The organism is Nocardia puris (assembly GCF_036051655.1).
Taxonomy (GTDB): Bacteria; Actinomycetota; Actinomycetes; order Mycobacteriales; family Mycobacteriaceae; genus Nocardia; species Nocardia puris.
This window is the reverse complement of sequence record NZ_CP107943.1, coordinates 7,884,444-7,902,160: the sequence shown is the minus strand read 5'-3', so window position 1 is coordinate 7,902,160 and position 17,717 is coordinate 7,884,444. Positions and strand designations below refer to the sequence as shown.

Annotated in this window: 18 protein-coding genes; 7 read left to right on the top strand and 11 right to left on the bottom strand. The window is 69.7% G+C overall.

Features of this window, described 5'->3' with window-relative positions; translation table 11 throughout:
- Positions 1 to 76: 76 nt before the first annotated feature.
- Complete coding sequence (locus OHB21_RS36615; RefSeq protein ID WP_067510463.1) at positions 77 to 904, top strand: GNAT family N-acetyltransferase; 828 nt, start codon at positions 77 to 79, stop codon at positions 902 to 904.
- Between the two features lie 6 nt (positions 905 to 910).
- Positions 911 to 1,969 carry a lysophospholipid acyltransferase family protein gene (locus OHB21_RS36610; protein WP_228791538.1) on the top strand — a complete coding sequence of 353 codons (1,059 nt, stop codon included), beginning with the start codon at positions 911 to 913 and terminating at the stop codon, positions 1,967 to 1,969.
- A 265-nt stretch (positions 1,970 to 2,234) separates the two neighbouring features.
- On the opposite strand, the gene OHB21_RS36605 is transcribed toward OHB21_RS36610, so the two are convergent.
- A complete protein-coding gene (locus OHB21_RS36605) occupies positions 2,235 to 3,599 on the bottom strand; it encodes a flavin-containing monooxygenase (protein WP_195125932.1) in 1,365 nt (454 codons plus the stop codon).
- A 29-nt stretch (positions 3,600 to 3,628) separates the two neighbouring features.
- On the bottom strand, positions 3,629 to 4,444 hold the full coding sequence (locus tag OHB21_RS36600; RefSeq protein WP_195125931.1) for an SDR family NAD(P)-dependent oxidoreductase: 816 nt from the start codon (positions 4,442 to 4,444) through the stop codon (positions 3,629 to 3,631).
- Positions 4,445 to 4,652: 208 nt separating this feature from the next.
- Here OHB21_RS36600 and OHB21_RS36595 point away from each other — a divergent pair, with 208 nt between their 5' ends.
- The gene (locus OHB21_RS36595) at positions 4,653 to 5,267 is read left to right on the top strand and encodes a TetR/AcrR family transcriptional regulator (RefSeq protein WP_147265737.1); all 615 of its coding nucleotides are present in this window, start codon (positions 4,653 to 4,655) and stop codon (positions 5,265 to 5,267) included.
- 7 nt (positions 5,268 to 5,274) lie between these two features.
- On the opposite strand, the gene OHB21_RS36590 is transcribed toward OHB21_RS36595, so the two are convergent.
- The gene (locus OHB21_RS36590) at positions 5,275 to 5,601 is read right to left on the bottom strand and encodes an ArsR/SmtB family transcription factor (RefSeq protein ID WP_067510335.1); all 327 of its coding nucleotides are present in this window, start codon (positions 5,599 to 5,601) and stop codon (positions 5,275 to 5,277) included.
- Positions 5,602 to 5,617: 16 nt separating this feature from the next.
- Between OHB21_RS36590 and OHB21_RS36585 the strand changes: the two genes are divergently transcribed.
- A complete protein-coding gene (locus OHB21_RS36585) occupies positions 5,618 to 6,094 on the top strand; it encodes an SRPBCC family protein (protein ID WP_067510338.1) in 477 nt (158 codons plus the stop codon).
- A 92-nt stretch (positions 6,095 to 6,186) separates the two neighbouring features.
- Here OHB21_RS36585 and OHB21_RS36580 read toward each other — a convergent pair whose 3' ends face one another.
- The 8 genes from OHB21_RS36580 to OHB21_RS36545 form a co-directional block, all read right to left on the bottom strand.
- Positions 6,187 to 7,056: an alpha/beta fold hydrolase gene (locus OHB21_RS36580; protein ID WP_195125930.1), complete on the bottom strand. Its 870-nt coding sequence runs from the start codon at positions 7,054 to 7,056 to the stop codon at positions 6,187 to 6,189.
- 230 nt (positions 7,057 to 7,286) lie between these two features.
- Positions 7,287 to 8,018 carry a hypothetical protein gene (locus OHB21_RS36575; RefSeq protein WP_067510342.1) on the bottom strand — a complete coding sequence of 244 codons (732 nt, stop codon included), beginning with the start codon at positions 8,016 to 8,018 and terminating at the stop codon, positions 7,287 to 7,289.
- 45 nt (positions 8,019 to 8,063) lie between these two features.
- Positions 8,064 to 8,630 (bottom strand): PadR family transcriptional regulator, encoded by a 567-nt coding sequence (locus OHB21_RS36570; RefSeq protein WP_067510344.1) that lies wholly within the window; start codon positions 8,628 to 8,630, stop codon positions 8,064 to 8,066.
- A gap of 198 nt (positions 8,631 to 8,828) precedes the next feature.
- Complete coding sequence (locus OHB21_RS36565) at positions 8,829 to 9,911, bottom strand: ABC transporter ATP-binding protein (RefSeq protein WP_067510348.1); 1,083 nt, start codon at positions 9,909 to 9,911, stop codon at positions 8,829 to 8,831.
- Between the two features lie 27 nt (positions 9,912 to 9,938).
- Positions 9,939 to 10,790, bottom strand: a complete 852-nt coding sequence (locus OHB21_RS36560) for a carbohydrate ABC transporter permease (RefSeq protein ID WP_195125929.1) — start codon at positions 10,788 to 10,790, stop codon at positions 9,939 to 9,941.
- Positions 10,790 to 11,767 carry a carbohydrate ABC transporter permease gene (locus OHB21_RS36555; RefSeq protein WP_067510350.1) on the bottom strand — a complete coding sequence of 326 codons (978 nt, stop codon included), beginning with the start codon at positions 11,765 to 11,767 and terminating at the stop codon, positions 10,790 to 10,792. Before OHB21_RS36555 ends, OHB21_RS36560 begins: the two co-directional genes overlap by 1 nt.
- The gene (locus OHB21_RS36550) at positions 11,764 to 13,062 is read right to left on the bottom strand and encodes an extracellular solute-binding protein (protein ID WP_439955904.1); all 1,299 of its coding nucleotides are present in this window, start codon (positions 13,060 to 13,062) and stop codon (positions 11,764 to 11,766) included. Before OHB21_RS36550 ends, OHB21_RS36555 begins: the two co-directional genes overlap by 4 nt.
- A 70-nt stretch (positions 13,063 to 13,132) precedes the next feature.
- On the bottom strand, positions 13,133 to 14,134 hold the full coding sequence (locus tag OHB21_RS36545; RefSeq protein WP_407675268.1) for a sugar-binding transcriptional regulator: 1,002 nt from the start codon (positions 14,132 to 14,134) through the stop codon (positions 13,133 to 13,135).
- Positions 14,135 to 14,270: 136 nt separating this feature from the next.
- Here OHB21_RS36545 and OHB21_RS36540 point away from each other — a divergent pair, with 136 nt between their 5' ends.
- From OHB21_RS36540 to OHB21_RS36530, 3 genes are read left to right on the top strand one after another with little or no spacing between them, the layout of a single operon-like run.
- Complete coding sequence (locus tag OHB21_RS36540) at positions 14,271 to 15,269, top strand: NAD(P)-dependent alcohol dehydrogenase (protein ID WP_195125997.1); 999 nt, start codon at positions 14,271 to 14,273, stop codon at positions 15,267 to 15,269.
- Positions 15,266 to 16,690 carry a mannitol dehydrogenase family protein gene (locus OHB21_RS36535; protein WP_195125927.1) on the top strand — a complete coding sequence of 475 codons (1,425 nt, stop codon included), beginning with the start codon at positions 15,266 to 15,268 and terminating at the stop codon, positions 16,688 to 16,690. The genes OHB21_RS36540 and OHB21_RS36535 overlap by 4 nt, the downstream gene beginning before the upstream one ends.
- The gene (locus OHB21_RS36530; RefSeq protein WP_195125926.1) at positions 16,687 to 17,625 is read left to right on the top strand and encodes a carbohydrate kinase family protein; all 939 of its coding nucleotides are present in this window, start codon (positions 16,687 to 16,689) and stop codon (positions 17,623 to 17,625) included. Before OHB21_RS36535 ends, OHB21_RS36530 begins: the two co-directional genes overlap by 4 nt.
- Positions 17,626 to 17,717 lie beyond the last annotated feature (92 nt).

The window sequence follows — 17,717 nt, the reverse complement described above, 5'->3', positions numbered from 1 at the left end:
CTCGTTCACCGAACCGGCATCGACGCGACACTTCGAGGTCGCTGGGGCGCAGTCTCGGACTGGCTTCATCACGGATATGACTATTTCGTCCGTGTTGACGGCCCCGGCTCGCCCGACGGACTCGGGGGCGGAACGGTCTCGCTACTCGCTCGTCGTGTCCTCCGACGCCGACCACCGGGAGGCGGCGCAGCGGCTGCGCTACGGCGTGTTCGCCGCCGAACCCGGCTTCCAGATCCCCGACGACGGCACCGGCCGCGACGCCGACCGGTTCGACGACCACTGCGACCACCTGCTGGTGCGCGACGAGGCGACCGACAGCTTCGTCGGTTGCTACCGCATGCTGCCCCCGGACAAGGTCGCCGCGGCGGGCGGCTACTACACCGCCACCGAATTCGATCTCACCCAGCTCGATCCCGAAGGCCAGCGGATCGTGGAGATGGGGCGGGCCTGCGTGGTGCCCGAGCACCGCAACGGTTCGGTGCTGACCCTCATGTGGGCGGGCATCCTGCACTACATCCAGCTCACCGGCTACGAGTGGGTGATGGGCTGCGTGTCCGTGCCCATGCGCGACACCCCGGCCGACGAGCCGGGCGTGAACGTGCGCGGCGTGCGGGACCTGCTGCTCGGCAGGCACGCCTCGGACCCGGAACGCCGTGTGCGCCCGCACAATCCGGTGATCGTCGACGGACGCACCCTGGACGAGCTCACCCCGCCCGCGCGGCCCAAGCTGCCGCCGCTGCTGCGTGGCTACCTGCGCCTGGGCGCGGAGATCTGCGGTGAGCCCGCGCACGATCCCGATTTCGCGGTGGCCGACTTCGTCGCGCTGCTGGGCCTGGACACCATCAACACGCGCTACCTCGAGCGGCTGCAAGGCGCGGCCGCGTCGTTGGACGGAGGACGGTGAGTACCCATGGTTTTCGACGCGCCACCCGCACAGGCTGTCCACGCGTGGATGCCGTCGAGCCCCTGCGGGCCCGGCTGCATCGAGCCGACCGATGAGATCGGGACGGCCGGGGTGGTGGTCCGCGCCCTCGGTGTGGCGGGCTTGCTCCTGACCTACCCGGTGGGTCACCTCGCCACGCCCGCCGCGCATCGCGAGGAGCTGCAACGCAAGTACGCGCGAGTGTTATTGCGCTGCATGGGAATGCGGTTGCGCGTGGTCGACAACCGGGTGCCCACCGAGCCCGTGCCGGCCGAACGGGCGGTGGCCGCGCGGATCGGGGCCGAACGGGCGGCGAACGCCGCCGCGCGCTACGCCGACACCGGAACCGGGGTGCTGGTGGTGACCGGACACGTCGGCTGGTCGGATGTGGTGGCGCTGGCGGCGGTGCAGCCGCTCGGGTTCGTGGCGCGCGCCGACCTCATCGACTGGCCCGTGCTCGGCGCGCTGGCCCGGCTGATGCGCGTCATCCCGATCGAGCGCGAGCGCCTGCGCGCACTGCCCGGCATCGTGGAGCAGATCGCGGACCGGCTCGCGGCGGGGGAGCGGGTCGCCGTGTTCCCCGAGGGCACCACGTGGTGCGGGCGCGCCTACGGCAGCATGCGGCCCGCCCTGTTCCAGGCGGCGATCGACACCGGCACCTACGTCCAGCCGGTGCGCCTGCGCTACCTCGACCGGCACGGAACCCATTGCACCGTACCGGGATTCGTCGGTGAGGATTCCTTCGGCGACTCCGCGGGGCGCATCTTCCGCTCCCGCGGCATCACCGTCGAAATCGTCCTGGAGGCACCGGAATACCCCGGCACCGACCGTCGCGACCTCGCCCGCCGCTGTGAGCGGGCCGTGCGCGGCGCGGGGCGCCCCCGCCACGGCCGCGACTCGGCGACCTGGATCGAGGCGACCACCACCCGCGTCCAAGACCCGGCGCCCGTGGACGCGGCCGTCCCGGACCCGCCGATGCCGGCCCGCCCGGGTCTGCACCGCCGAGCGCTGGCGGTACTGCGGGGACGTTCGCACGGGGCGGCCTGAGCCGCAACGGAGGCTGCCACCTTCGGCCTCGGACATGGGCACGCCCGTTGCCCCCGGAGACGGTCTGATGGGGCCCGTCGCTGAGGAACACCAAGGCCGTGGCCATGGGCTTCTCGACTGACTCGGAGGCGACAGGTCCGACCGATCCAGTTGCGGTGGGAGGGTTTTCGTGCCGGTGCCGGTTGTCGGCCGAGAGGTGAGCGGCGGCGATCACCCCAGGCCGATCCCCCGCTAGCGGGCAGGTGATCGTCGAAGGCCCTGTGTATCAGCGGGATACGCCGACCTCGGTGCGCCGTAGGTGGTCGGCGAAGCCGGGTTCGAGATCGGGCCACTGCATGCGGGTTCGGACGTCGGCCAGCACTTTCTTGTAGGTCTTGGCGTCGACGTAGCCCGCGTGCCGGGCGGAACTCACCATGCGCAGTCCGCCCGAGAGGTCGGGGTGGTGGGTGGCGATGAGGTGGTCGAAACGGGCCGCCGCGGCGGGCCGGTCGGTCTGGTCGCGCAGGTACTGAGCGAGGACGTGGGAGATGTTGTCGAACAACGTGTAAGCGCTGGAGTTGACCTCCAGGAAGCCGAGCGTGAACAGGTTGCGGTGGCGCCGGTTGAACGCGGTGAGGTACTGCGCGGGGCGATCGCCGTTCCAGGAGAACAGATCCGGGTCGGCGTAGGGGATGCGCATCTCGTACCCCGTGGCGTAGAGCACCACGTCGACGCGTTCGCGCGACCCGTCGGCGAACACCACGTCGGGGCCGTCGAACCGGGCGATATCGGGCTTGGCGGTGATGTCGGCGTGCTGGAGATGGTGCAGCAGTTGGGAATTGAGTAGCGGGTGCGATTCGAACAGCTTGTGGTCGGGCTTGGGCAGGCCCCAGCGGGTGACGTCGCCGACCAGCAGGCGCAGCAGGCCCGCCAGCACCGGGCGCTCGATCCAGCGCGGCAGACTCGCCCCCGATTCGTCGAGCTGGTCCGCCGGGACGCCGAAGATGTGCTTGGGCACGATGTGGTAACCGCGCCGCACGCTGATGAACGCGGCATCCGCCGATTGCGCGGCGTCGCAGGCGATATCGGCGCCGGAGTTGCCGAGCCCGACCACCAGCACCCGCTTGCCCGCGAATTCCCGTGCACTGCGGTGGGTTACGGCGTGCCGGATCTCGCCGTCGAACTCGCCCGGGTGGTGCGGAATGCGCGGGTGCCAGTTGGTGCCGGAAGCACAGATCACGCCCCGGTACCGACGGGGCGCACCGCCGGCCGGGGTGACCAGCCAGCCGTCGCCGTCGGCCACGACGGAGTCCACCGCGGTGCCGAACTCGATGCCGTGGCGCAGGCCGAAGGTGTCGGCGAAATTCCTTGTGTATTCGAGGATCTGGCGGCGGCTCGGATAGTCGCCGAAATGGCCGGGCATCGGGAAGTCGTAGAAGCCCGACACGTCGCGGGAGGAGATGAAATGCGCCGACTCGTACATCGGCGTGCCCGGGTTGTCGATATCCCAGAGTCCGCCGACGTCGGTGTGGCGTTCGAAGTGGTCGTAGTCGATGCCGTGCAGGCGCAGCATGCGGGCCGCGCTCAGTCCGGCGGGGCCCGCGCCGACGACGGCGACGGCCTGCTCACGCTGGATGATGGTCTCGGTCATGGTGACTCCCGTGGGTTCGAGCGGTGGTTTCAGCCGGCGGGGCGGGCGAGATAGCGCAGCCGGCCGCGTTCGCCGACGCGCTGGAGGGCGGGCAGGAGCACGGGCACGATCCGCGGCACGGCCTGCAACAGGCGGACCAGCACGCCGTCGGAGAAGGGGACGAAGACCTCCACGCGCCCCGTGCGCATCGCCGTGTCGACGCCGTCGGCGACCTCGGCCACGGTGGAGAGCTTGCCGACGAAATTCAGTACGCTGCCGCCGTTTTCGGCTTCGTGGCGCAGCATCGGGGTGTCGACGGCGCTCGGGTAGACACCCGAGACCCGCACGCCGGTCGCGCGCAGTTCGAGGTGCAGCGCCGCGAGGAAGCCGCGCAGTCCGGCCTTGGCGGCGGTGTAGGTGGCAGACCCGGGCAGCGCGAGCACGGCACCCTGCGACACGGTCGCCACGATGTGACCGGAGCCGCGGGCGCGCAGCGCGCGGGCCGCGGCCCTGGCGAGCGCGATCGCCGAGGTGAGCATCACGCGCAGTTGCAGATCGATGGCGCGCGGCGAGGTTTCGACGACGTCGCCGGGAATGATGATGCCCGCGTTGAGGAAACAGATCTCGAGGTCGGGGCCCCACTCGTGTTCGATGCGGTCCGCCAGCGCCGCGACGGCCGCGTCGTCGGCGAGATCGCAGGCCACCGGTTCGGCTGTCGGTCCGATCTGCCGGGCGGCTTCGGCGGCGAGTTCGCGGTCGCGCTCGACGGCCAGGACGCGGTGCCCGCGCGCCGCCAACCGCCGGGCGACCTCCAGCCCTATGCCGCCTGCCGCGCCCGTGACCAGCGCATATGTGGATTTCGTCATGCTTCTCCTTCGGCGCGATACGATTCGGTCACTCGAACAGGTCGACTGACCGAATTCCGTCGAGAATAGGCGGCGCGCGGGCGGCCCGCCAGTGTTTCGTGTTACGAATTGGTCAAACGTCCAGAAAAGTCGGGCCGCGCGGCTCAGTAGGCTGCGGCGGTGTGCCCGTGCCACGTCGGCGGTGCGGACGGAACGGAAGGGGCTGCGCGTGACGCGATTGAAGGCCGAGCAGCGGCGGCGCCTGCTGGTCGACGCGGCGTTCACCGTCATGGCGCGCGACGGGGTCGCGGCGGCCAGCACGCGTGCGATCTGCGCCGAGGCCGGGATGCCGCAGAGCGCGTTCCATTACGTGTTCCGGTCCAAGGAGGAGCTGCTGCGCGAGCTCACCGCGGTGGTGGTGAACGCGCAGACCGCCGCGCTGGACGATCTCGACGTCACCGCGACCACCCTGCGCGGCATGGTGCACGCGGCGTTCGAGCACCTGCTCGCCGCGACCGTCACCGAACCGGGCCGCCAGGCCGTCCTCTACGAACTCATGCTGCTCGACCTGCGCGCCGAGGACGATCCGGGCGCGCTGGGCCGCTGGCAGTACCGCCTCTACACCGAACGCGCGACCGCCCTGCTGGGCGCGCTGACCAGGCGTTTCGGCGTGCGCTGGCGCGTGCCCGTCCCGGCCTTGGCTCGCATGGTCGCCACCTCCATCGACGGGGCGGTGTTGGCGTGGCTCGCGGATCGTGACACGGAGACGGCTGGTGAATCGCTGCGTGCGCTGGCCGAAGCGGTAATCGGGTTGGCGGAGGGTTCGTCCGATGGTCGGGAGTGAGGACCGCCTACTCCGTATCCAGCCGATCCAGTAGTTCGACCGCCGCGCGCGCGTACTCACCGATCCAGCGGTCGTAGATGCGTTTGATCGGCAGCGGGGCCAGGGAGAGGTGGCGCTCGCGGCCGATCTTGCGCCCCGTGACGAGTTCGGCGGATTCGAGCACGCGCAGGTGCTGCAACACGGTGGTGCGGTCGAGGTCGGGGAAGCGCGCGCACAGTTCACCGGTGGTCAGCGGCGATTCCTTCAGTGCGTCGAGCATCCCGCGCCGCGTTGCGGAAGCGAGTGCCTTGAACACCGCGTCATCGTCGGAGGTCTTGTCCGCGCGCTCTGACATGTTGTAAATTTACAACATGACAGCTACCGACGCACTCACCGAGATCTCCTTCACCGTTTCGGGGCGGATCGCGCGCCCCTGCGCCGAGGTGTACGAAGCCGTCGCCGACCCGGCCCAGCTCTCCAAGTACTTCACCACCGGCGGCGCGCGGGGCCGCCTTGAACCCGGCGCCGACATCACCTGGGACTTCCACGATTTCCCCGGCGCGTTTCCCGTCGAAGTGGTGGAGGCGATTCCCCCGCGACGCATCGTGATCCGCTGGGAGGGTGAACACACCGCGGGCGAATCCGGCAAGACCACAACCACTTTCGAATTCGAGCCGCTCGACGGCGACACCCGCACCCTGGTCACCATCACCGAATCCTCCTGGCGCCCCACCCCCGAGGGCGTGAAGAGCGCGACCGGCAACTGCGAAGGCTGGACCGGCATGCTCGCCGCCATGAAGGTCTGGCTCGAGCACGGCATCGTCCTGCGCGAAGGCTTCTACGCCTGACGGGTGGCCGCGCGATTCGCGGAGGTGGCCGATCGCGCGTCGGCACGCCTCGGTGTGCCAGGCGAATCCTCGTGGTGGCCGGCCGGTTCCGGCTAGGAGCTCCCCGCGAGCACCTCGCGCAGCTTGGCGGCGAAAGCTTCCGGCTGGCCCGCGTAGCCGAATTCGCCGTCCATGAAGCCGCCGTGGTGGCTGGGGAAGACCACGGCCTCGGTGCCGAGGAATGCGGCGGTCGCGAGCGCCGTGCGGCCGGTCTCCACGTCGAGGGATTCCTCGCCGACGGCGATCACCAGGCGGGTGGGGGCGGATTTCAGGGCGTCGACGTCGGGGCGGTAGTCGCTGACGGCCCAGGCGAGGTCGGAGAGCAGGGGATTGTCCCGGGTGCCGTCGTCCTCGGTGGGCATGCCGAGCTGGGCGGGATCCGGTGGGGGAGTGGCGAAGTAGTCGTCGGTATAGGGGCCCGGCCACGAGGTCATGGCGATGAAGGCAGCCATGCCGGCCCCGAAACCCTTCGCCCGGTAGGCCTCGGTGACGGCCGCGCGGGCGCGCGCCGCGGGCTCGGCGTCGGGGAGCAAGGTGATCAGCGGCGGCTCGTGCGCGACGAGGGTGAGCACGTCGCCGAAATGGGCCGCGACCAGCGCGAGGCCGACGATCGCGCCGCCGCTGCTGCCGAACAATTCGACCGGCCCCGCGCCGAGCGCCTCGATCAGCGCGTGCACATCGCCCGCCTGCACAGTGGGCGAGTGTGTTTCGACCCCGTCGGACCGCACACTGCGACCGAGTCCGCGCGGGTCGTAGGTCACGACCGTGCGCTCCGGGAACCGGGCCACCAGCGCGCGGAAGCCGCTCGCGTCCATCGGCTGGGCGATCAGCACCAAGGGTGGCCGCCCGTCGGCGGTGGGCAGCGGACCGTGCACGTCATAGGTCAGGTCGACCCCGTCGAGCTCGAGTACGTGAGTCGTCATACGGGTGTAGACGACGCCCGGAACGAAAACTCATCGGTGCGAATTCGCAGGCCGGTCGGACGACCTGACTGCGAGCGGGGGACGGTCGCGACGTGCGGCGTCCTCGCCCGGGAATTTGTGCCACTACTCTCCGGCGGCACAGGCTGGTTCGAGTAGGCGGCCCGGCGACAGTTCGCGCTCCGCGACCGCCGGCTCGGAATCCGTGGCCGGTTCACGTTGAAGTTCGGACGCTACCGATCTCGGGCGGTGCGAAGCCCGGCTTCCATCTCGTCCAGCTCCGCGAGAACCCGCGCCAGACGCTCGCGATCGGTGTCCTCCAGACGCACCGCGCGGGCGCGCGCCAACGCATGCTCGGCGGCCTCGAAATCCTCCGCGCGCAGCGCGAGTTCGGCTCGGTAGGTGAAGGATTCGACGAGTTCGGCCGGGGTGGCGGTGTCTTTGTCGCGCTCCAATGCGGCGTCCAGGATCTCCGCCGCGCGGACGTGTTTGCCGTGGGAGTCACCCATGACGATCGCGCGGCGCAGGGATGTGGTGAGTTTGGTCGCGGCCGGGTCGGCGGGGGTGGGGGACGGGTCGTCGGTCATGAAGCGGACCCAGTTGCCGCCGGGGTCGATGACGGTGAAACCGGTGCGGTTGCCGTCGTTCTTGCGGATGCGGGGACGGGTCATGCGGGGGATGCCGGAGACCAGGAGTTTGCCGTGGACGCGGCGCATGCCCGCCGCGAACGAGTCGAACAGCGCGCCCGTGTCGGACACCAGGACTCCGCAGGTGCCGTAGGAATCCTCGGGGTCGAAACCGGGGATGCCGAAGAAATCGAGCCGGATGTCCTCGCGGCGCAACGACACGTACGGGTTCGGGACCTTCTGGTAGTAGGCGCGAGAGAAGCCGAGCATGGTGTAGAACTCGACGATCTCGTCGATGGAGGGGCAGGGGAGCATCGGCACCATGGTCTCGTTCGCCACGATGTCCTCCTCACTTCGGTGATCGGGTTGCCTTGGGTGCGAAGGTCATTCGCGCTCGCCGGCCATGGTGAACGCGCCGTCCTCCAGGCGGCGGATGAGCCGGCGCGTCCATTCCGCGCCGTTGTCGGCGGTGCGCAGCCACAGCGAGATCACCTCGCCGACCGGCCCCCACGCGTCGAGGTCGGCTTCGCCGGGCAGGTGGGCGGTGATGCTCGCGCGCCACTCGTCCATCGCGCGGGCGCGGGCGCGCAGCATCTCCAGCGCCTGATCGCGGGGGAGGTCTTCGATCAGGCCGACGGCCGCGCCGAGCACGTCGAGACCCGGCGCGTGATCGGTGAGCGCGCGGCCCAGCAACGCGAGGTATTCGCGCTCGCCCGCCTCGGTGAGCTCGTACTCGATCCGCGGCGGCCCGCCCGCCTCCGAGGGCGCCGTCTCGTGCGCGATCAACAGTCCCTGTCGCGTCATGCTCTTGAGCGCGTGATACACCGAACCCGAAGTGGCCGTGGACCATTCGTGCGCGCCCCACGACTCCAGATCCGCGCGGATCTGATACCCGTGCGCCCGCCCCCGCCTGCGCAACGCGCCTGAGACCAACAGCCGTACCGAGTTCACAACCTTCCTTCCGAGCGGTTAGCCAAATTTGGCTAATCGCGAGGCTACACCGGACCGCGCAAGATCACTAGCCTCGGAGGTACGCGCCCGTTGCTCTCGATCGCCGTCGACGCCGCTCTCGCACTCGCCGCGTGCTCCGCCGATTCCGAGCGCGGCGTCCGTGGCGGCCCAGGTGGACGTACCCGGCGCCGCCGCGGTTCAGCCGATTCGCTCGCCCGTCTCCGGGTCGAACAGGTGGACCGTCGCGTCGGACCGCTTGCGCAGCCGGACCGCGTCGGCGAGCTTGGCCGGGATGCGCGGCAGCGACCGGGCGACCAGCTGGGTGCCGGGGGCCGGGTGGCCGTAGATGTAGGCCTCGCTGCCCAGATCCTCGATGAGGTCGATGACGATCTCGATGCCCTCGCCCTCGGACAGCTCCAGCTGTTCGGGGCGGATGCCGACGGTGACCTCGCTCAGCCCGGCCTCGTGCAGCAGGGTCAGCTGGTCGCGCTCGAGTTCCAGCGTGGCCTTCTCGCCGATGCGCACGCCCTCGGCGGTGATCGGCGCGGTCATCAGGTTCATCGCGGGCGAGCCGATGAACCCGGCGACGAACGCGTTGGCCGGACGGTCGTAGAGCTCGGTGGGCGAGGCGAACTGCTGGAGCCTGCCGTCGCGCAGCACCGCCACGCGGTCGCCCATCGTCATCGCCTCGACCTGGTCGTGCGTGACGTAGACGGTGGTGGTGCCGAGCCTGCGCTGCAACGCCGCGATCTGGGTCCTGGTCTGCACGCGCAGCTTCGCGTCCAGGTTGGACAGCGGCTCGTCCATGCAGAACACCTTCGGCTCGCGCACGATCGCGCGGCCCATCGCCACCCGCTGGCGCTGCCCGCCGGACAGCTTGGCGGGCTTGCGATCCAGGTACTGGGTGAGGTCGAGCAGGCGCGCGGCCTCCTCGACCTTGGCCCGGCGCTCGGCCGTGGGAACGCCGCGCAACTTCAGCGCGAAGCCCATGTTCTCGGCGACCGTCTTGTTCGGGTACAGCGCGTAGTTCTGGAACACCATCGCGATGTCGCGGTCCTTCGGCGCGACGCCGACCATGTCCTTGCCGCCGATCTCGATGGTGCCGTCGTCGATGTCCTCGAGCCCGGCCAGCATGCGCAGCGCGGTGCTCTTGCCCGAACCGGAGGGCCCGACCAGCACGACGAATTCGCCGTCGGCGATGTCGAGATCCAGCGAATCCACCGCGAGTCGATCCGAACCCTCGTAGATGCACGAGGCGTTGCGGTAGGTGATCGTTGCCATGAGTGAAATGCCTTCCGGGAACGGGGATTACTTGATTGCGCCGAAGGACAGGCCGCGGACCAGCTTGTTCTGCGCCAGCCAGCCGCACAGCACCACCGGCAGCGCGGCCAGGGTCGCCGCGGCGCACAGCTTGGCCCAGTACAGGCCCTCACCGGCGATGAAACCGACCATGAACACGGGCATGGTCTGGGCGCGCACCGCGGTGAGGCTGACGGCGAAGAAGAATTCGTTCCACGAGAAGATCACGCAGATCAGCGCCGTCGCCGCGATGCCGGGGGAGACCAGCGGCAGGATCACCTCGCGCACCGAGCGCCACAGGCTCGCGCCGTCCAGGCTCGCCGCCTCCAGCAGTTCGCTGGGCACCTCGAGGAAGAACGAGCGCATCATCCAGATCGCGATCGGCAGGTTCATCGCCGTGTAGAGCACGACCAGGGCCCAGATGTTGTCCAGCAGGCCGATATTCGACACGATCACATACAGCGGCACGATCGCCGCGACGATCGGCAGCATCTTGGTGCTGATGAAGAAGAACAGCGCGTCCTGGGTCTTGGCCACCGGCCGCAGCGAGAGCGCGAACGCCGCGGGCACGCCGAGCAGCAGCACCAGCGCCGTCGAAATGCCGGTCGCGAACAGGGAATTCAGGAATCCGGTGCCGACGCCCTGGTCGAAGACCGCGCGGAAACCGTCCAGCGTGGGGCTGAACACCACCTTGGGGGTGGTGGTGTAGGCGTCGACCTCCTGTTTGAAAGCGGTGAGCACCATCCAGAACACCGGGAAGAAGAAGCCCAGCCCGGCGATCCAGGCGATCACGCCCCAGGGTTCGAACTTGCGGCGCTTGACCTTGTTCGCGCGCCCCGCCGTGGTGGTTGCGGTACTCATCACGCTGCCTCTTCCTTGCCGGTGAATGTCTTGAAGATCAACCGCAGTGCGAAGTTGGCGATCACCAGGGTGAAGATCACGACGATCACGCCCATCGCCGCGGCCTGGCCGATGTCGAAGCCCAGGAAGGCGCGCTGGTAGATGTAGAACGGCAGGTTGGAACTGGCCGTGCCCGGCCCGCCCTGGGTGATCATGTAGATCGCGTCGAAGGTGTTGACCAGGTAGATCGCGCCCAGCACGGTGCCGAGTTCGATGAACCGGCGCAGGTGCGGCAGGGTGAGTTCGCGGAACAGCTGGAACGCGCCGCCGCCGTCCACGCGGCCCGCCTCGAGCACGTCGCGCGGCATCGATTGCAGGCCGGCCAGGATCAGCAGCATCATGAACGGCGTCCACTGCCACACCAGGTTGATCATCACCGCGGCGAGCGGGAAGCGGCTCACCCAGTCGACCTCACCCACCCCGAACGGGGAGAGCACGAAGTTGACGATGCCGAACACCGGGTCGAGCATGGCGGTCTTCCACAGCAGCGCGCCCGCCACCGGAGTCACCAGGAACGGTGTGATGAGCAGTGTGCGAACGATGCCGCGGCCCAGGAAGACCCGGTCCAGCAGCAGCGCCAGCAGCAGGCCGAGCACCACCGAGATGAGCACCGTCCCCACGATGAGGATCACGGTGTTGAACGCGACCTGCCAGAACGTGCTGTCGACCACCACGTCGAGGTAGTTGCGCAGCCCCACGAAGTGACGCGAGCCCGGCCGCACCAGATTCCACGACAGCGTGGAGTAGTAGAGGGTGAACAGGAACGGGATCTGGGTCACCACGATCATGAAGATCAGGGCGGGCAGCAGCGGTCCGCGCCTGCGCCACCCTTCGGCGCGAGAGATGGTGGTGTTCTTCGACTTCCGGATCGCGGCGACGCGGTCGGCCTGGGTGCGCGGACTGTGTTCCTGCGGGGTCTCCGGGGCGATGGCGGTCATGACGTCTCCTGATAGGTGCGGCCGACGGACTGCGCGTAGTCCTGGGCTTGCTCGAGCGCGGCGGAGACCGATTTCTGGCCGGCGATCGCGGCGCTGATCTGCTGGCTCACCCGGGTGCCCAGGTCCTGGAACTCCGGGATGGCCACGAATTGGATTCCGGTGTAGGGCACCGGATCCAGCGTCGGCTGGTTCGGGGTGGCGTTGCCCAGGGAGTCGAGGGTCAGCTGACCGTAGGCGGCCGAGGCCTCCTTGTACTCCGGGATCTCGTAGGTGGAGAGCCTGCTGCCCGGCGGTACCCGCTCCCAGCCGAGTTCGGTGCCGACCAGCTGGATGTAGTCCTTGTCGGTCATCCAGGAGATGAATTTCCATGCCGCGTCGGGCTTGTCGCTGCTCACCGGGATGCCCAGCGACCAGGTGTAGAGCCAGCCGGGGCTGGCCTTGTCGACCTTCGGGGCCATCGCGTAGCCGATCTTGCCCGCCACCGTGGAGGAGTTCGGATCCTCCAGCACCGACACCGCCGAGGTGGCGTCGTACCACATCGCGGTGCGGCCCTGGCCGAATTGCGTGGCGCACTCGTTGAATCCGCTCGTCGCGGCGCCGGACTGGCCGTAGTCGCGCAGCAGGTCCACGTAGAACTGCACGGCGCTCTCGGTTTCCGGGCTGGTGAGCTGGGCGTTCCAGTCGTTGTCGAACCAGCGGCCGCCGAAGGTGTTGATCACCGTGTTCACCGGCGCCAGCACCTCACCCCAGCCGGGCTTGCCGCGCAGGCAGATTCCCGACATGTCGGGCGAATCCAGTTGGCGCGCCGCGTCGGCGACCTGCTGCCACGTGGGTTCGCGCGGCATGGTGATGCCCGCCTGGTCGAACAGGTCCTGCCGGTACATCAGGAACGAGGACTCGCCGTAGAACGGCACCGAGTACATATCGCCCTCGTAGGACAGGGATTCGCGTAGCGAGGGGATGAAATCGTCGGCGTCGTAACCGGGCGTCTGGTCGATGTAGTCGGAAAGATTGACCAGCCAACCGTTTTCGGCCCACTGCGGGGTCTCGTAGTTGCTGATCATCACCACGTCGAACTCGCCGCCGCCCATCGCGGTGGAGGCGGTGATCTTGGCCCGCGCCTGATTCTCCGACAGCGTGACGAAACGCAGGTCCACACCGGGGTTCTCGGCTTCGAAGCGGTCCGAGAGCGCGCGGGCGTCGGTCATCTGGGAGTTGGACACCATGGCGATGGTGACGGTCTGATCGGTCGTGCCGAGCGTTCCCGCACCGGCGCAACCCGCCGATGCCAGCAGCGCGACGGCCGCGAGGCAGCCCGCGGTGCGGCGCCGGACACGTCGTTGTGTTTTCACGGTCAACTCATCCTCACTGATCCAACAGATAACGGGCACAGTCGATATCGCAGACGAGCAGCTTGGCCAGGCCGCCGCGCACCGCGCCGAGGACGGCGCGGTGGCGGCCCGCGCCGCCGGCGATCAGGATCGTCTTGGGACAGGCCCGGATGTCCTCCAGCGGCACCGAGAGGGTGCGCTCCTGCAAATCGCTGTCCACCGGTGTGCCCTCGGCGTCGAAGAACCGGCCGCCGATCTCGCCCACGGCGCCGAGATCGAGGAGTTCGTCGAGGGTTTCGGCGTTCAGGAAGCTGCCTTCGAACAGCGTGGTCGCGGTGGAGGCGGGGCCGACGCCGAAGAGCATCGCGTCGGCGGTGCGACCGGCCTCCAGCGTCTGCGAGAGCATCGAATCCGCGCGCAGCGAGGCCACGGTGGCCGCGTCGGCGTAGAGCGGGGCGGGCAGGCGGACGATGTCGGCCTGCAACATCTGGGCGCAGCGGCCCAGGATGAACTCGGTGCCGGTCTGGTAGTCGGCGGTGGTGATCGCGCCGTCGAGCTGCACCACGGCGCGGCAGGTGGCCAGCCCCGAGGTGAGCGCCATCGCGACGGCCGCCTGCTCCGGGCCCCAGGTGATGCCGAGGACATCGTCGGGCGCGAGGCGCCGCAGCAGCAGCGCGGCGGCGGCCCGTCCGATGCCGGTGTAGAGCGACGGGTCGCCGGGCGGCCCGGGGTCGAAGCGCGGCGCGGCGACCACCACGGCCTCGGTGAGGCCGAAGCGGCGTTCCAGCTCGCGTTCCTCGTCGGCGTGCAGGTCGTCGCGCAGGCCGGGCGGGATGACCACCTCGATGCGGACCAGTCCGTTGGCCTTGGCGCGCGCCACCAACCGGCCCGCGGTAGGGCGGGAGACGCCGAGGCGCTTGGCGATCTCGGCCTGGGTGAGGCCGTCGAGGTAGTACATGGTCGCGGCGCGCAGGGCCAGGCGCAGCTCGTCGGGTGCGTTCGCGCCCTGGCCGCCCTCGGCCGCCGGAACCGCCACCTCTGTCACCGTCGACCTCCGGATGCTCCGCGCCTCAGGCCGATTCTCGGTGAGCATGTGCTCAGTAGCCTGAGTAGATGCTCAATACGCTAACATGTGGACTGTGACGTACACAACACCTTCGCCGGGCGCGCGGATGCGGGCGGCGGTCCTGGTCGCGCCGGGACGCATCGAGATCGAGAAGCGGCCGGTGCCCGCGCCCGCGCCGGGTGACGTGCTGGTCCAGGTGACGGCGGTGGGGGTGTGCGGGTCCGACACGCACTACTTCCGGCACGGGCGCGTCGGCGATTTCGTCGTCGCGCAACCGCTGGTGCTCGGGCACGAGGCGGCGGGCCGGATCGTCGGGGTGGGTGCCGGCGTCGACGCGAGCCGGATCGGGCAGCGGGTCTCGATCGAGCCGCAGCGGCCCGACCCGAGCAGCGCCGAGACCCGTCGCGGTGACTATCACCTGTGCCCGCACATGCGGTTCTTCGGGACGCCGCCCGTCGACGGTGCGTTCTGCGATTACGTGACCATCGGCGCCGACTTCGCGCACCCGGTGCCCGACAGCCTGTCCGACGAGGCGGCGGCGCTGTGCGAGCCCCTGTCGGTGGCGCTCGCGGCCGTGCGAAAAGCGTTGATATCCGGTGGTTCTCGCGTGCTGATCACCGGTGCGGGGCCCATCGGCCTGCTCACCGCGCAGGTGGCGCGCGCCTGCGGGGCGGTGGAGATCGTGGTGAGCGATCCGGACGCCGCGCGACGGGAGCGGGCCGTGGCCTCTGGAGCGACCACGGTGTGCGAGCCGGGCGACGACCTCTCCGGCCTGCGGGCGGATGCGTTCATCGACGCCTCCGGTGCCGCCTCGGCCGTCGTGGCGGGCATGGGGGCGGTGCGCCCGGCGGGCACGGTGGTGCTGGTCGGGTCCGGTGCGAGCAGTATGGAACTGCCGACCCAGCTGATCCAGAACCGGGAGCTGACGGTCACCGGCGTGTTCCGCTACGCCCACACCTGGCCCGCGGCGATCGCGCTCACGGTGACGGGCAGGATCGACCTGGACGGGTTGGTGACCGCGCGGTTCCCGCTCGAACGGGTCGCCGAAGCGCTGGACGCCGATCGCGTGCCCGGCAACGTCAAGACGGTGGTGGAGGTGTCATGAGGCTCGACGCGAAAACCTTGCCGGAGATCGGCATTCCCGCACCCGAGTACGACCGCGCCGGAATCGGCGTCGGCATCGTGCATTTCGGTGTCGGCGGCTTCCATCGCGCCCACCAAGCCGTCTATCTGGACCGGTTGATGAACGCGGGAGAGGCGCGGGAGTGGGGCATCTGCGGGGTCGGGGTGCTGCCCGGCGACCGGCGGATGGCCGACGCGCTCACCGTGCAGGACGGGCTGTACACGCTGCTCGTCGAACATCCCGACGGCACCCGGTCGGCCCGCGTGATCGGGTCGCTGGTCGACTACCGGTACGCGCCCGACGATCCCGAGTCGGTCGTCGAACTGCTGGCCGCGCCGTCCACCCGGATCGTGTCGCTCACCATCACCGAGGGCGGGTACGACATCGACGCGGCGGCGGATGCCGAGGTCTCCGTATTCGGTTTGCTCACAGCGGGATTGGCGCGTCGGCGGGAGCGCGGGGTGCCCGCGCCGACCATCGTGTCGTGCGACAACATCGAGGGCAACGGCGTGGTCGCGCGCCGGGCGCTCACCGGGTACGCCGAACGGATCGATCCGGGCCTGGCCGCGTGGATCGCCGCCGAGGTGCGGTTCCCGAGTTCGATGGTCGACCGCATCACCCCCGCCACCACCGAGTCCGTGATCGACGCCGTGGCAACGGAATTCGGCGTGGAAGACCGGTGGCCGGTGGTGGCCGAACCGTACTCGGCATGGGTGCTCGAGGACGACTTCGCCGACGGCAGGCCGCCGCTGGCGGACGCGGGCGTGCTGCTGGTGGACGATGTGACGCCCTACGAATTGATGAAGCTGCGGCTGCTCAACGCCGGGCACCAAAGTCTGTGCTACTTCGCCTATCTTGCTGGATACCGGCTCGTCCACGAGGCGGCGGCCGACCCGCTGTTCGCCGAATTCGTCGGCGCCTACATGGAATACGAGGCCACACCCACTCTGCTGCCGGTGCCCGGAATCGACCTCGCCGACTACCGGCGCACGATCCTGCGCCGCTTCGCCAACCCCGGCATCGCCGACACCGTCGAGCGGCTGTGCGCGTGGTCGTCGGACCGCATACCGCAGTGGTTGCTGCCGGTCGTCCGCGCCAACCTGGCGTCCCGGGGCTCGGTGCGCCTGGCGGCCGCCACGGTCGCGTCGTGGGCGCGGTATGCCGAGGGGGTGGACGAGCACGGCGAGCCGATCCACGTGGTGGACCAGCTGGCCGACCGGCTGGTTCCGCTGGCGCGGTCGCAGCGGGACGATCCGATCGCCTTCCTCACCGACACCGCCGTCTTCGGCGATCTGGCCGAGCAGCCGCGCTTCGTGGACGCGTATGTGCGCGCGCTGGACTCCCTGCACCGTCATGGTGCTCGGGAGACGTTGGCGCACTTGATCTCCGAGGTGACGGTATGAACGGCGCGCTCGTCGTGGGCGAGGCGCTGATCGACGTCGTCGTGCGCGACGGGCGGATTCGCGACGAACACGTCGGCGGCAGCCCGCTCAACGTCGCGGTCGGACTCGCGCGGCTCGGCAGGCCCGTCGACTTCCGCACCCACCTCGGACCGGATCTGCACGGCGACGACGTGGTCGAGTACATCACCGCCTCCGGAGTCCGGCTGCCGCCCGGACGCTCCGCCGCGCGCACCTCCACCGCGATCGCCACCCTGGACGAAAACGGCTCGGCCGACTACGAATTCGACCTCGACTGGGACCTGCCGGTGCCCTCGGACCTCGGCGATCCACGGGTGATCCACACCGGTTCCATCGCCTCGGTCCTCGAACCCGGGTGCCATGCCGTGGCCGAAATGCTGCGCGCAGGAAGGACATCGGCGACGATCACCTACGACCCGAACGTCCGGCCGTCGATCATCGCCGACGAGGACGCGGCCCGCGCGCGCATCGCCGACCTCGTCGCGTTGAGTGATGTGGTCAAGGTCAGCGACGAGGACCTGCACTGGTTCGATCCGGACCGGACCCCGGAGGAGGTCGCCCGCGACTGGTTCGCCTCCGGCCCGGCGCTCGTCGTCGTCACCATGGGCGGCCGCGGCGCCTTCGCGGTGAGCGGTACGGGCCTGGTGACAGTGCCCGCCTACCCGGTCGACGTGATCGACACCGTCGGCGCGGGAGACGCCGCCACTGCGGGCCTGCTCGACGCCCTCTGGTCCGCCGACCTCCTCGGCGCCCACCGCCGCCCCGCCCTGGCGGACATCGACACGACCACCGTCGCCCGCATCCTCCGCACCGCCACCCTCAACTCCGCTCTCACGGTCGCCCGCGCCGGCGCCGACCTCCCCGACCGCGCCACCCATGACGAGGCAGCGGCCCGCTACGCGGGGTCGTCAGGGTGACAACTCCGACAGAATCACGGCCGCGACGCCTTAGTCGAGTGGTCGCTCATGCAAAATATGTTGTCGCAGAATGTAATTCAGGCTTCGGTGCG